Below are 13,132 nucleotides of genomic sequence, written 5' to 3'. Positions count from 1 at the left end.
ATGAATCATATTATATATTTTATGAAGAAATTATATTCTTCTGCAGGGAAAATTTTGTATGTGAATTTGTTTGGTATGGTTTTAATAAGTTTACTTGAAGGGATAGGTATTATTTTATTAATTCCTATGATAAGTATGACTGGAATAATCAATGTAGGTGAGGAGACTGCTTTTATTGCACCTGTCTATAGGTTTTTACAGGATTTCCCTAAAACAACAAGTCTAATTTCTATTTTAGGTATATATATACTAATAGTGTTAGGTCAAAATCTACTACAAAGAAACATAACGCTAAGGGATGCGAGAACGCAACAAGCTTTTGTACGAGAATTAAGAATAGAAACATATAGTATGATTTTAAAAGCGAAGTGGAGTTTTTTTTTAGAGAAAAGGAAAACAAATCTAATAAATATATTAACTACAGAATTAGCTCGCGTAAGTTATGGGGTTAATTTAATTTTACAATTGTTAGCTGCTATTCTGTTTACATTTATACAGGTGGGAATTGCGTTTTTATTATCACCCCAAATAACTATATTTGTTTTGGTCTTTGGCTTATTATTCTTGGTAGCTTCTCGTGTTTTTATAAAAAAAGCACGAATACTAGGCGGTAAGACCTCAAAATTGGCACAAGGCTATCTTTCTGGTATAACAGATCATTTTAATGGAATTAAAGATATAAAGAGTAATACTTTGGAAGCATCACGTTTAGATTGGTTACAATCTATAACAGGAAAGATGAGTAACGAACAAATGGAGTATATGAGAATAAGATCGAACTCTCAATTGTTTTATAAAGTTTCAATGGCTATTTTAATTGCATTTTTTATATTATTATCAGTAAGTATATTTAAAGCTCAACCAACCCAATTACTATTAATCATACTCATCTTTTCGAGGATATGGCCACGATTTATGACAATTCAGTCAAATTTAGAACAGCTTGCTGCAAGCATTCCTGCTTTTAAGTCATTATGGGAATTACAAGGGGAATGTATTGAAGCGATTGAAATGCAGGATATACATCACCAAAAACATATAAAGCCGATTTGTATAGAACAGGGTATTGAATGTAAGGATATTTATTTTAGGTATAATAAGAAGGAGCATTTGTATGCACTTCAAAATATTAATGTGAAAATACCAATCAATAGTATGACGGCTATTGTGGGACATTCGGGAGCTGGGAAGAGTACATTAATTGATGTTTTAATGGGATTGATTCAACCAGAGAAAGGTCAAGTATTAATAGATGGAACTCCTCTTACAAGTGAAAATTTATTGTCATTGAGACGGGCTATTAGTTATGTACCACAAGATCCTTTCTTATTTAATGCAAGCATAAGAGAAAATTTATTGATGATTGAGCCGAATGCGAGTGAAGAACAAATTTGGACTGCATTAGATTTTGCGGCGGCAGCTGAATTTGTACGAATACTTCCAAAAGGGCTTGATACTCTAATTGGAGATCGTGGAGTGAGACTTTCAGGTGGTGAACGTCAACGACTTGTACTAGCTCGAGCTATTTTAAGACAACCATCCATTTTAGTATTAGATGAAGCTACGAGTGCACTAGATACTGAAAATGAAGTGAAGATCCAATCAGCAATAGAAAAGTTGAAAGGAACGATGACTATTGTTGTTATTGCGCATCGGTTATCTACGATTCGGAATGCAGATCAAGTTATTGTTTTAGGAAAAGGTGAAATTGTTCAAAAAGGTGAATTTAATCAATTGGCTAAAGAGAGAAAAGGTGTATTTCGAAATTTATTAGGGTCACAAATGGAAGTAGGTTCATAGAGGAGAAAGATTGAATGGAATTTTGTATTATTGTAATTAGAGTTGAATGATAGCCCGGATAATGGTCAGTTATAACAGATCTTATTCGGGCTTTTATATTTGTATTTTGTAAATTTAGGGAATAAATATAATTTAGTACCTTGCAATAAATAGTACTAAGTGGTATATTATGGATAAAGTAGGTACCGTGTATTGAACAGTACTGGAATAAGAAAGGGGGATTGTCCTTGAACGTTCAGTTTAAAAAAGGCGTGTTAGAACTGTGTGTATTGGCACTTGTAAAACGTAAGGATTGTTATGGATATGAACTTGTTCAGCAAATCTCAAATAAATTTTTAATATCGGAAGGATCAGTGTATCCTTTATTACGTCGTTTAACGAAAGAAGGGTATTTTCAAACGTATTTAAAGGAATCTACGGAAGGACCGCCTCGTAAATATTATCAACTAACGGAGCAAGGGGAAACGCAACTGAATTTGTTAGTAACAGAGTGGCGCGATTTTGCTAAAGGTGTTCAAGAAATTATTGAAGGGGTGGAATGGGATGAGTAAAGAAGGGTTTCTTAAAGAATTATCAAGTCATCTTAGAAAGTTACCAGAAGAAGAGCGACAAGATATTTTATTTGATTATGAAGAGCACTTTCAGTTTGGGATGGAAGAGGGGAAAACTGAATCAGAAATAATAAAGGGACTTGGCTCTCCGAAAGTAATTGCGAAAGACTTACTTGCGATGTATCGATTTGATGAAATGAAAAAGGATCCGTCGACTTCAAATGTGACAAGAGCTGTCATGGCAGCGGTTGGACTTAGTTTGTTTAATTTTATTATTGTGTTAGGCCCGTTAGTTGCAATTATCGGTTTTATATTTTCTTTTTGGGTCGGTGGGATTGCTAGTGTAGTGACACCATTTTTCGTTATTGTAAAAGTATTTATGGGCACTTTTATATGGTTGGATCTTTTCGTTAGTATAACGTTTGTCGGAGTAGGTTTGTTGTTATGTATTGTAGCTTATTATAGTACGAAGTGGTTTAAAAGATTATGTGTACGCTATGTAGTCTGGAACTTCAAAATGATAAAAGGGGAGTAGATGATGAAAAAGATATTATTAGTAGCTATCGCTTGTATCATTATTGGAGTAATAGGGATTTCACAAACATATGAAAAAGCAGTGCAAACTGCAGAAAAAGGAGATAAAGAGGACGTAATTAAAAACGAAACGCTAAAAAATGTAGAAGTTAAGTTAGATGCTGGAGATATTGTTGTCCAAAAATCTCCTGATTCCTCTTTTTATGTAAAGCAAAAAGGAGACGTAAGTAAACAGGAGATTCGTATTGCTGAAGATGGTGATACATTAAAAATCATAGGGGAAATAGAAAAAGGTGTTTCATTTGATTTTTCATTTTACAATTTCGGATTTCAAACGCCTACATTGACTATATTAGTACCTGAACGTTCTTATCAAGAGATAAAAGTAAATTCATCCGCTGGACAAATAGAAATAAGTAATGTGAAAAGTGACCGCGTAAGTGTTGAAACACTCGCCGGAGAAGTGGATTTGAAACATGTAACAGCAAAGAGTGTGGAGGGGTCTACAAAAGCTGGTGAGGTGAATTTTAAAAAAGTAATAGGGAAAGTAACAGCAAAAACGGCTAGTGGGGATATAGATATTATTGATCATGATTCTAAATATGATTTAGAGGTAAGTTCAACTGCTGGAGATGTAGATATTACTTTATTGGAAAAACCACAAGATGCAGTTATAACTGGGCAAACTGCTGCTGGAGACGTGACAATTTTTAATGAAGACAATAAAAATATAACGATTGGTAATGGTAGTAAAAAGATTAGCGGTAAAACCGCTGCTGGAGATGTTACTATTGAAACGCGTTAATAATTAATGAAACGCATTCTTTTGAATGAACGGAAATCTATCAAAATATAAAAAGAAGATAATTACCTATATAAATAAGGGAATTATCTTCTTTTTATTATTTTTAATGTAAATCACGATATACGCCAATTACTTTTCCAATAACTGACACTTGTTTTAAAATAATAGGTTCTAGTGAAGAGTTTTCCGGTTGTAGACGGAAATGATCTTTTTCTTTATAGAAACGTTTAACAGTTGCTTCGTTATCTTCTGTTAAAGCAACTACAATTTCACCGTTGTATGCAGACTGTTGTTGGCGAACAACAACTAAATCACCATCAAAGATACCGGCTTCAATCATGCTATCTCCAGAAATGCGTAACATAAACACTTGATCTGCTCCAGCAACGATACTAGCTGGAAGTGGGAAGTGATCTTCTACACTTTCGACTGCTGTAATCGGTAAACCGGCAGTAACTTTTCCGATGATTGGAACTTGAATAACAGATTGTGTTTCCGTTCGGTTGTCACCTAAAATTTCAATTGCGCGTGGTTTTGTTGGATCGCGTCGAATATATCCCTTTTCTTCTAGTCGTGATAAATGTCCGTGCACTGTAGAACTAGAAGCAAGGCCGACTGCTTGACCGATTTCACGTACGGAAGGTGGATATCCTTTTTCTTGTACTTTTAGCTTAATAAAGTCGAGAATGTCTTGCTGGCGTTTCGTTAACTTTTCCATGTTTTCTAACACCTCGTTTTCTTTCATTTTTCTTATTATTAAGTATAACATGCGAAAAAACATTCTACAAACATAAGTTCGAACGAAAGGCAAATTTATGATACACTATAAGGAAAATATAGTGAGAAAGAAGGGTTCAAAATGAATGCAATTATTTATGCACGTGTGAGCACAACAAAAGAAGAACAGGAAACATCATTATTGCGTCAAAAAGATGAATTATTGCATTTAGCTGAGCGCTATCAAATGGATGTTACAAAGGTAATTGAGGAGCAGGCTAGCGGTTATACAATTGAACGTGATGGCATATTAGAAGTGCTAGATACAATTCGAGATGAACAAGTTGATGTACTACTTATACAAGATGAAACGCGTCTTGGTAGAGGAAATGCAAAGATTGCATTAATGCATTGTTTACATAAAGAGGGGATAAAAGTTTATACGCACACGCATAGTGGTGAATTACAGCTTTCAGATTCTGATTCGATGGTGCTAAATATAATTGGGATCGTTGAAGAGTATCAAAGAAAGATCCACAATTTAAAAATTAAACGTGGCATGCAAAGAGCAGTGGAGAAAGGATTTCGTCCAGAAAATAATTTGAAAAATCGTCATTTAAGCGTAGGACGTGAGAAAAAAGAAGTGCCAATTGAGGAAATTGTACGTTTGCGCCGGAATGAATTAACTTTTGAAGAAATTGCAGCAACACTTCGTGGTTTTGGTCATGATGTTTCAAAAGCAACTGTACATCGAAGGTATGTAGAATATACAAAGCAATTGCTTGATAAAGAGGAATAACTATTGTATGATAATAATCAGTTTTGAGTAGAAGGGGGATTCGAGATGCCAAGTCAAGAACTCATTGAACGCATTAACTTCTTAGCGAAAAAAGCAAAAGCTGAAGGCTTAACTGAAGAAGAACAACGTGAGCGCAAATCGCTTCGTGAACAATATTTAAAAGGATTTCGTCAAAATATGTTAAACGAATTAAAAGGAATTAAAGTCGTTAACGAAGAAGGCACGGACGTTACACCGGCGAAATTAAAAGCTTTAAAGAAGCAGGATAATGCAAAATTAAATTAAAAGATGGGCATAGCCCATCTTTTTTTATTTGTTAAAATTGTTATTTAATAACTTTCCAGTTTTCATTTTTCGTTGCTTCTATCCTTTTATGCTTCAATATATAGTTAGCGATAAGTTCAGACATATCTGTTGGTATGTCTTTTACTACTGGTTTATTTTGAAACATAAAGAAGTTCCCGCCACCGCTTGCACGATAATTATTCATAACAACGTCATATTCTTCATTCATATTAAGAGGAGCGCCTTTATACTGCAAAGACTCTACTCTCTCTCCAATTGGTTTTGAAATGTTTAATACATACGAAATCCCTTCCCACATATCGTAATTAAAGTGTTGTGGTTTTGGCTCTATATAGGCAGGGTTTACGATGATGGTTCCATCTGCTTTTAATGTGAAATAAGAAGCAGAGAGTTCGAGAGCATCTTTTATATCCGCTCCGGTTATTCTAATTACTTTTAATGTATTTGGATAAATATAATTAGAAACGATGTCACGCATTGTTACATGTTTCGGGAAACCAGGAGATGTATTATGAAACAAACTTGTACAAGAAATTGAAACATTAGCTATATCCATCTGTATTTTATTTATGAATTCAATAAAAGGATGGTCTTGCAAACGTGTTTGCATAGCATCGGAAATTTGCATATCCCCATAAATTATTCCAATAGGTTTATCAAGCCAATTTTGTGTTTTCTCTTCATAATTGGCAACCAAGGAAAGAACATCTTGGTCTGCCGCAATTCCTTGTACGGACAATAACTCTGAATAACTCTCTTTTTTCACCCATTTTTGTTCTGCTTTTTCGAATGTTACTGTTACTTTTCCAACTGAGTGTCCATTGCATCCAGTCTGTAAAATTGTTACACCATTAATCACGGTGTGAGCGATTTCTCGGTGTTGGTGGCCTGTTAGTAAAATATCTATGCCTTCAATTTCATGGCACATTGCATATCCTTGGTTTTCACCTGTTAAAACTTCAGTCGGTACTCCGGTTTGTAAATCACGTTCAAATCCCCCGTGATAGGCTACGACTAGTAAATCTGGTTTTTCATGTTTACGGATGTAAGAAACCCATTTTTTTGTTGTTTCAAATGCATCTTCAAATTGTAAATCTTTAATATGATGTGCTTGTTCCCAATGGGGGATGTAATGCGTTGTCACCCCTAAAATAGCAATTTTTATATTTGATTCAATATGTTTTATTATATATGGTTTCCCAAAATAAGGTTCTTTTCTGTTTTTATCTAAAATGTTTGCTGATAGATAAGGGGAATTTGCAGTAGCCACAGCATTATTTAATATATCCATTCCATAATTAAATTCATGATTTCCGATAATTGCAATGTCATACTCTAAGTAGTTGGCTAATAAGGACATTGGGTTTTCCATATCTTTTTCGTATGTAGCGTAATGATAAGTAAATGGTGTTCCTTGAATGAAGTCCCCGTTATCAATCAGAAGAACGTTTGCATTTTGAGAACGTTCTTTTTTTATGAGAGTAGAAATTTTAGCTAAACCAATTTCTGCTTTGGAGTTATCTTGGTAGTGAATTGGATACACAGTACCATGTACATCGCTTGTTAATAAAATATTTAAAGTTACAATTTGATTTTGATTCAACACCATTCACCTTTTCTATAGTTATCTTTCAATTAATCATATCAAATATATGAAAAGAATTTTAATGTGAATGTATAGAATGTGTAAAGATTCTGTAAATAAGCAATTATTTGTAAAAATATGTGATATATTTCTTCATGTTTATGGAAGGTTATTTTATAACAACGAAAAATGGAGGCATTAACATGTTGAAAAAAGTTTTTGCAATGAGCACAACAGTTGTACTAGCAGCGGGATTATTAAGTGGATGTGGAACGAAGGAATCAAGTGCAAGTAAAAATGAAGATACGAAAAAAGGTTATGTACCGAAGACGCTAAATGTTCAATTTGTTCCTTCTCAAAATGCAGATACGTTAGAGGCGAAGGCAAAACCATTGGAAAAGCTATTAAGTGATAAATTAAACATTCCGGTAAAAGTTAGTATTTCAACGAATTACAATACAATTGTAGAAGCGATGGCATCTAAGCAAGTAGATGTAGGCTTTTTACCTCCAACAGCGTATGTGTTAGCGCATGAGAAAAAGGCTGCAAACGTAATTTTACAGGCGCAACGTTTTGGGGTAGATGATGAAACTGGAGCTCCCACAAAGGATTTAGTAGATGTTTATAAATCAGAGTTTGTTGTTAAGAAAGATTCTAATATTAATAGTGTAAAAGATTTAAAAGGTAAAAAAATTGGCTATCAAGATGTAACATCATCAGCGGGTTATGTATGGCCTGCGGCTGTATTGTTAAAAGAGGGAATCGATCCGCTAAAGGATGTGAAACCTGTTACATTAAAAGGTCATGATCAGTCACTTATTGCTCTTTTAAATGGTGATGTAGATGCAGCTGTTGTATTCCAAGATGCTCGCAATATTGTAAAAAAAGATTATCCGAATATATTCGATCAAACGAAAATAGTAAAATTTACGGAGAAAATTCCAAACGATACGATTTCTGTACGTTCTGATTTAGATGCAGAGTGGAGCAAGAAATTACAGGATGCTTTCATTGAAATAGGAAAGAATGAGGAAGGGCACAAAATCATTAAAGAAGTATACTCACATGAAGGATACGTTAAATCTGATGATAGTAAATTTGATATCGTTCGTGAATATGGAAAGAAAGTGAAAACGCAATAATACATATGGAAATGGCGACTAACTGGAAAGTGTGTGATTTCAGTTAGTTTGCCGTTTTTCAGTTATTGATAATACATAGAAGGTAGGTAAGATGTGTGATAGAGTTTCGAAATGTTTCTAAAGTGTATCCGAATGGTACAAAAGGATTGAATAATATAAACTTGGAAATTCAAAAAGGTGAGTTTGTTGTAATGGTCGGGCTATCCGGGGCTGGAAAATCTACACTTCTCAGATCGGTAAATCGCCTTCATGAGATCACAGAAGGAGAAATCATTATTGAAGGGGAGTCTATTACTGCTGCAAAAGGAAAAGGATTACGACGCATGCGCCGAGATATTGGTATGATTTTTCAAAGCTTTAACCTTGTGAAGCGATCAACGGTACTGAAGAATGTATTAGCTGGGCGGGTTGGATATCATTCTACATTGCGTACAACGTTAGGTCTGTTTCCGAAAGAGGATGTGGAGCTTGCATTCCAGGCGCTGAATAGAGTGAATATCTCAGAAAAAGCATATGCACGAGCTGATGAATTATCAGGGGGACAACAGCAACGTGTATCAATTGCTAGAGCATTGGCACAAGAAGCGAAAATCATATTGGCAGATGAGCCTGTTGCTTCGTTAGATCCTCTGACAACAAAGCAAGTAATGGATGATTTGAAGAAAATTAATGAAGATTTTGGAATTACGACAATTGTAAACTTACATTCTATTGATTTAGCGAGGCAATATGCTACTCGTATTATTGGATTACATGCTGGTGAAATTGTTTTTGATGGGTTAGTAGAAGAGGCGACGGATGAAAAATTCGCTGAAATTTATGGGGACGTAGCTCAGAAAAGCGCATTATTAGAGGTGGCAGCTAAATGAATGAAGTGACGATATATTCGAAATCGATACCGAAGCCGTCGAGTAAACTGAAACATATGTTAACTGTTATTTTAGTTATTTTACTGTTGTGGGGTAGTAGTGTACAGGTCGACGCATCATTTTCAAAACTAGTAGTTGGTTTTCCAAATATGATGGATTTATTGAAGGAAATGGTGCCACCAGATTGGAGTTATTTTCAAATTATTACAACAGCAATGTTAGATACAATACGTATGGCGATTATTGGAACGACTTTAGGGGCGATTTTAGCCATTCCACTTGCACTATTTGCGGCAAGTAATGTATTTACTAGTGTATTTTTGTACAGTCCAGCTCGATTGATTTTAAATTTTATACGAACAATACCAGATTTATTATTAGCGGCTATTTTTGTAGCGATTTTTGGAATAGGACCACTTCCAGGTATTTTGGCTCTTACTTGTTTCTCCGTTGGACTCGTAGCGAAATTATTGTATGAGTCAATTGAATCAATTGATCCAGGTCCATTAGAAGCGATGACAGCTGTAGGAGCGAATAAGGTGCAATGGATAGTTTATGGGGTCATTCCGCAAGTGAAAGCGCACTTCGTCTCCTATGTACTTTATACATTTGAGGTGAATGTACGTGCAGCAGCTGTTCTAGGTTTAGTAGGAGCAGGTGGGATTGGATTATATTATGATCGCACACTTGGATTTTTACAATATCAACAAACTGCTTCTATTATTATTTATACCCTTGTTGTTGTATTGCTAATTGATTATATAAGTACAGTGTTGCGGGGGAAATTATAATGAGTAAAACGACAATAATCGTACCAAAACCGAAGAAACCGAGTATATATCGCTGGATTATTTTTATAGCACTTACAGTTATATATGTATGGGCCTTTTCAGGAGTCCCACTAGAGGGAATAAAGAATACGGCGGGAGAAATTACAAAAGCAATTATGACAGGCGTATTGAACCCAGATTGGTCGTATGTATCTTTGCCAGATGGTGAAGATTTATTACACGGTTTAATTGATACGTTGGCAATTGCGATATTAGGTACATTTATTTCTGCTTTTTTATCTGTTCCATTTGCTTTTTGGGCGGCAACGAATATGAGTAGTGGAAAATTAACTTCAGGAACTGGGAAATTTGTACTTAGTTTTGTTCGTACATTTCCTGAATTAGTTATGGCTCTTTTATTTATAAAAGCTGTTGGTCCAGGCTCTTTTGCCGGAGTTCTAGCTTTAGGGTTACACTCTATCGGAATGTTAGGGAAACTATATTCGGAAGGAATTGAAAATATAGATAAGGGACCGACGGAAGCGTTAATAGCAACGGGTGCAAATCGGTTTCAAATACTTTGGTATGCCGTATTACCACAAGTGTTACCGGATTTTCTATCGTATACGTTATACAGGTTTGAAATTAATGTACGATCCGCTGCGATTTTAGGTGTTATTGGAGCAGGTGGTATTGGTACGCCATTAATTTTTGCACTTAGTTCACGTAATTGGTCTCGTGTGGGAATTATTTTATTAGGTATCATTTTAATGGTAATTATAATTGATTTTATTTCAAGTTCTATTCGTAAGCGGATTATTTAATTTGTTTTAAAAGCATCTAATTCAGATGCTTTTTTGTATTTTTAAAGGTTATCAAAAAGGAGATATATCAGAAATTAGTATATTTGTATAAATATACAGATAATTATATTTATTTTTAAAATAAAAACAATTAAAAAGTATGTCATATTGAATGCCCATACATTCCCTAAATCACTGTGTTTTTTATGAAAAATCAAAAAAACATCAACATATTTGTCGATACATGTTGTATAATCTTGCGTGGGAAGCTATCATATAAATGTATAAAACGTTTACTAACATACGCGAAGGGAAGAATAGCATGTCACATTCAATCGAACAACTTTCTATCAACACGATTCGCACATTATCCATTGATGCGATTGAAAAAGCAAACTCTGGTCACCCAGGAATGCCAATGGGTGCAGCACCAATGGCTTATACATTATGGACTCAATTTATGAAACACAATCCAAATAACCCAACGTGGTTTAACCGCGATCGTTTCGTATTATCTGCAGGTCATGGCTCAATGTTACTATACAGTCTACTTCATCTATCTGGTTATGACTTAACAATGGATGATTTAAAGAACTTCCGTCAATGGGGAAGCAAAACTCCAGGACATCCTGAGTATGGTCACACAGCAGGTGTAGACTCAACAACTGGTCCACTTGGACAAGGTATTGCAACTGCTGTAGGTATGGCAATGGCTGAAAGACATTTAGCGGCTAAATACAACCGTGATGCGTATAATGTAGTAGATCATCATACATACGCTATTTGTGGTGATGGAGATTTAATGGAAGGCGTTTCTGCTGAAGCATCTTCATTAGCTGCTCATTTACAATTAGGTCGTCTTGTTGTACTTTACGATTCAAACGATATTTCATTAGATGGCGATTTAAATCGTTCATTCTCTGAAAGTGTAGAAGATCGTTACAAAGCATACGGATGGCAAGTAATCCGTGTTGAGGATGGAAATGATATTGAAGCAATCGCAAAAGCAATTGAAGAAGCGAAAGCTGACGAAAAACGCCCAACGCTAATTGAAGTAAGAACGACAATTGGTTTCGGTTCTCCAAACAAATCAGGAAAATCAGCTTCACATGGTTCTCCACTTGGTGTAGACGAAACAAAATTAACGAAAGAAGCATACGCTTGGACTGCTGAACAAGACTTCCATGTAGCAGAAGAAGTATATGACAACTTCCGTAAAACAGTACAAGATGTTGGTGAAACGACGCAAGCTGCGTGGAACACGATGCTCGGTGAATATGCACAAGCATATCCAGAATTAGCAAACGAACTGCAAGCAGCAATGAACGGTCTTCTTCCAGAAGGTTGGGAACAAAGCTTACCAACTTATGAATTAGGATCAAAAGCAGCAACACGTAATTCTTCAGGTGCTGTAATTAATGCAATTGCAGAGTCTGTACCATCATTCTTCGGTGGATCTGCTGACCTTGCTGGTTCTAACAAAACATACATGAATAACGAAAAAGACTTTACAAGAGCTGATTACAGCGGAAAAAACATTTGGTACGGTGTACGTGAGTTCGCAATGGGTGCAGCAATGAACGGTATCGCACTTCATGGCGGTTTAAAAACTTACGGTGGTACGTTCTTCGTATTCTCTGACTACTTACGTCCAGCAATTCGTCTTGCAGCATTAATGCAATTGCCTGTAACGTATGTATTTACACATGACAGTATTGCTGTTGGTGAAGATGGTCCAACACATGAACCAGTTGAGCAATTAGCAGCGCTTCGTGCAATGCCAAATGTATCTGTTATTCGTCCAGCAGACGGTAACGAATCAGTTGCAGCTTGGAGACTAGCTCTAGAATCTACAAAAACACCAACTGCATTAGTGTTAACTCGTCAAGATCTTCCAACATTAGAAGGTGCAAAAGACGATACTTATGAAAAAGTAGCAAAAGGTGCATATGTAGTTTCTGCAAGCAAGAAAGAAACTTCTGATGTAATCTTAATTGCAACTGGATCTGAAGTAAGCTTAGCAATCGAAGCGCAAAAAGCTCTAGCAGCAGACGGCGTTGATGCAGCTGTTGTTAGCATGCCATCTATGGATCGCTTCGAAGCTCAAACTGCTGAGTACAAAGAATCTGTACTACCAAAAGCAGTAACGAAACGTTTCGCAATTGAAATGGGTGCTACATTCGGATGGCACCGTTACGTAGGCCTTGATGGAGATGTACTAGGTATCGACACATTCGGTGCTTCTGCTCCTGGTGAGAAGATTATGGAAGAGTATGGATTTACTGTAGAGAACGTTGTTCGTAAAGTAAAAGAAATGCTTTAATGATTTTAGAAAAATCTCTCCAGCATGGGGAGATTTTTCTATGTAATTGAGTTTTTTCGACAGGAAAAGTTTTTTCTCTCTCCGTAGTCAGACAATCATTGCAAATCTTCTCTTATATAATGTAGGGA

13 protein-coding genes are annotated in these 13,132 nt (G+C 35.5%); 11 read left to right on the top strand and 2 right to left on the bottom strand.

Annotated elements, in window-relative coordinates:
- The 4 genes from MR155_RS15765 to MR155_RS15750 all read left to right on the top strand — a co-directional run bounded on the left by MR155_RS15765 (position 1) and on the right by MR155_RS15750 (position 3,690).
- Positions 1-1,800 carry an ABC transporter ATP-binding protein gene (locus tag MR155_RS15765; protein WP_242310489.1) on the top strand — a complete coding sequence of 600 codons (1,800 nt, stop codon included), beginning with the start codon at positions 1-3 and terminating at the stop codon, positions 1,798-1,800.
- Between the two features lie 227 nt (positions 1,801-2,027).
- Positions 2,028-2,351 carry a PadR family transcriptional regulator gene (locus tag MR155_RS15760; RefSeq protein WP_001102620.1) on the top strand — a complete coding sequence of 108 codons (324 nt, stop codon included), beginning with the start codon at positions 2,028-2,030 and terminating at the stop codon, positions 2,349-2,351.
- Complete coding sequence (locus tag MR155_RS15755) at positions 2,344-2,886, top strand: DUF1700 domain-containing protein (RefSeq protein ID WP_113936921.1); 543 nt, start codon at positions 2,344-2,346, stop codon at positions 2,884-2,886. The genes MR155_RS15760 and MR155_RS15755 overlap by 8 nt, the downstream gene beginning before the upstream one ends.
- Positions 2,887-3,690, top strand: a complete 804-nt coding sequence (locus MR155_RS15750) for a DUF4097 family beta strand repeat-containing protein (protein ID WP_002014437.1) — start codon at positions 2,887-2,889, stop codon at positions 3,688-3,690.
- Between the two features lie 103 nt (positions 3,691-3,793).
- Here MR155_RS15750 and lexA read toward each other — a convergent pair whose 3' ends face one another.
- On the bottom strand, positions 3,794-4,408 hold the full coding sequence (gene lexA / locus MR155_RS15745; protein WP_002087894.1) for a transcriptional repressor LexA: 615 nt from the start codon (positions 4,406-4,408) through the stop codon (positions 3,794-3,796).
- A gap of 141 nt (positions 4,409-4,549) precedes the next feature.
- Between lexA and MR155_RS15740 the strand changes: the two genes are divergently transcribed.
- Positions 4,550-5,206 (top strand): YneB family resolvase-like protein, encoded by a 657-nt coding sequence (locus MR155_RS15740; protein ID WP_002014433.1) that lies wholly within the window; start codon positions 4,550-4,552, stop codon positions 5,204-5,206.
- Between the two features lie 45 nt (positions 5,207-5,251).
- The gene (locus tag MR155_RS15735; protein WP_113936922.1) at positions 5,252-5,491 is read left to right on the top strand and encodes a DUF896 domain-containing protein; all 240 of its coding nucleotides are present in this window, start codon (positions 5,252-5,254) and stop codon (positions 5,489-5,491) included.
- Between the two features lie 40 nt (positions 5,492-5,531).
- Here the strand turns inward: MR155_RS15735 and MR155_RS15730 are convergent, their stop codons facing one another.
- A complete protein-coding gene (locus MR155_RS15730; RefSeq protein ID WP_113936923.1) occupies positions 5,532-7,115 on the bottom strand; it encodes a bifunctional metallophosphatase/5'-nucleotidase in 1,584 nt (527 codons plus the stop codon).
- 185 nt (positions 7,116-7,300) lie between these two features.
- Here MR155_RS15730 and MR155_RS15725 point away from each other — a divergent pair, with 185 nt between their 5' ends.
- From MR155_RS15725 to tkt, 5 genes are all read left to right on the top strand, one after another.
- Positions 7,301-8,239, top strand: a complete 939-nt coding sequence (locus tag MR155_RS15725; RefSeq protein WP_002137777.1) for a phosphate/phosphite/phosphonate ABC transporter substrate-binding protein — start codon at positions 7,301-7,303, stop codon at positions 8,237-8,239.
- Between the two features lie 95 nt (positions 8,240-8,334).
- Positions 8,335-9,108 carry a phosphonate ABC transporter ATP-binding protein gene (gene phnC, locus MR155_RS15720; RefSeq protein ID WP_002137774.1) on the top strand — a complete coding sequence of 258 codons (774 nt, stop codon included), beginning with the start codon at positions 8,335-8,337 and terminating at the stop codon, positions 9,106-9,108.
- Entirely contained in the window at positions 9,105-9,899 is a 795-nt protein-coding gene (gene phnE / locus MR155_RS15715; protein ID WP_242310487.1) for a phosphonate ABC transporter, permease protein PhnE, read from the top strand. Before phnC ends, phnE (MR155_RS15715) begins: the two co-directional genes overlap by 4 nt.
- On the top strand, positions 9,899-10,702 hold the full coding sequence (gene phnE, locus MR155_RS15710; protein ID WP_002066554.1) for a phosphonate ABC transporter, permease protein PhnE: 804 nt from the start codon (positions 9,899-9,901) through the stop codon (positions 10,700-10,702). The genes phnE (MR155_RS15715) and phnE (MR155_RS15710) overlap by 1 nt, the downstream gene beginning before the upstream one ends.
- 301 nt (positions 10,703-11,003) lie before the next feature.
- The gene (gene tkt / locus MR155_RS15705; protein WP_002087884.1) at positions 11,004-13,004 is read left to right on the top strand and encodes a transketolase; all 2,001 of its coding nucleotides are present in this window, start codon (positions 11,004-11,006) and stop codon (positions 13,002-13,004) included.
- The last annotated feature ends 128 nt before the right edge of the window (positions 13,005-13,132 follow it).

This window comes from Bacillus cereus group sp. BfR-BA-01331, assembly GCF_022663915.1.
Taxonomy (GTDB): Bacteria; Bacillota; Bacilli; order Bacillales; family Bacillaceae_G; genus Bacillus_A; species Bacillus_A mycoides.
This window is presented reverse-complemented; position numbering and strand designations above follow the sequence as displayed.

Excerpts from the sequence above, each read along its gene's own strand:
- MR155_RS15765 (WP_242310489.1), top strand. The coding sequence starts at position 1 with ATGAATCATATTATATATTTTATGAAGAAATTATATTCTTCTGCAGGG.
- MR155_RS15750 (WP_002014437.1), top strand. The coding sequence starts at position 2,887 with ATGATGAAAAAGATATTATTAGTAGCTATCGCTTGTATCATTATTGGA.
- phnE (WP_242310487.1), top strand. The coding sequence starts at position 9,105 with ATGAATGAAGTGACGATATATTCGAAATCGATACCGAAGCCGTCGAGT.
- lexA (WP_002087894.1), bottom strand. The coding sequence starts at position 4,408 with ATGGAAAAGTTAACGAAACGCCAGCAAGACATTCTCGACTTTATTAAG.
- phnE (WP_002066554.1), top strand. The coding sequence starts at position 9,899 with ATGAGTAAAACGACAATAATCGTACCAAAACCGAAGAAACCGAGTATA.
- MR155_RS15740 (WP_002014433.1), top strand. The coding sequence starts at position 4,550 with ATGAATGCAATTATTTATGCACGTGTGAGCACAACAAAAGAAGAACAG.
- MR155_RS15755 (WP_113936921.1), top strand. The coding sequence starts at position 2,344 with ATGAGTAAAGAAGGGTTTCTTAAAGAATTATCAAGTCATCTTAGAAAG.
- tkt (WP_002087884.1), top strand. The coding sequence starts at position 11,004 with ATGTCACATTCAATCGAACAACTTTCTATCAACACGATTCGCACATTA.
- MR155_RS15735 (WP_113936922.1), top strand. The coding sequence starts at position 5,252 with ATGCCAAGTCAAGAACTCATTGAACGCATTAACTTCTTAGCGAAAAAA.
- MR155_RS15725 (WP_002137777.1), top strand. The coding sequence starts at position 7,301 with ATGTTGAAAAAAGTTTTTGCAATGAGCACAACAGTTGTACTAGCAGCG.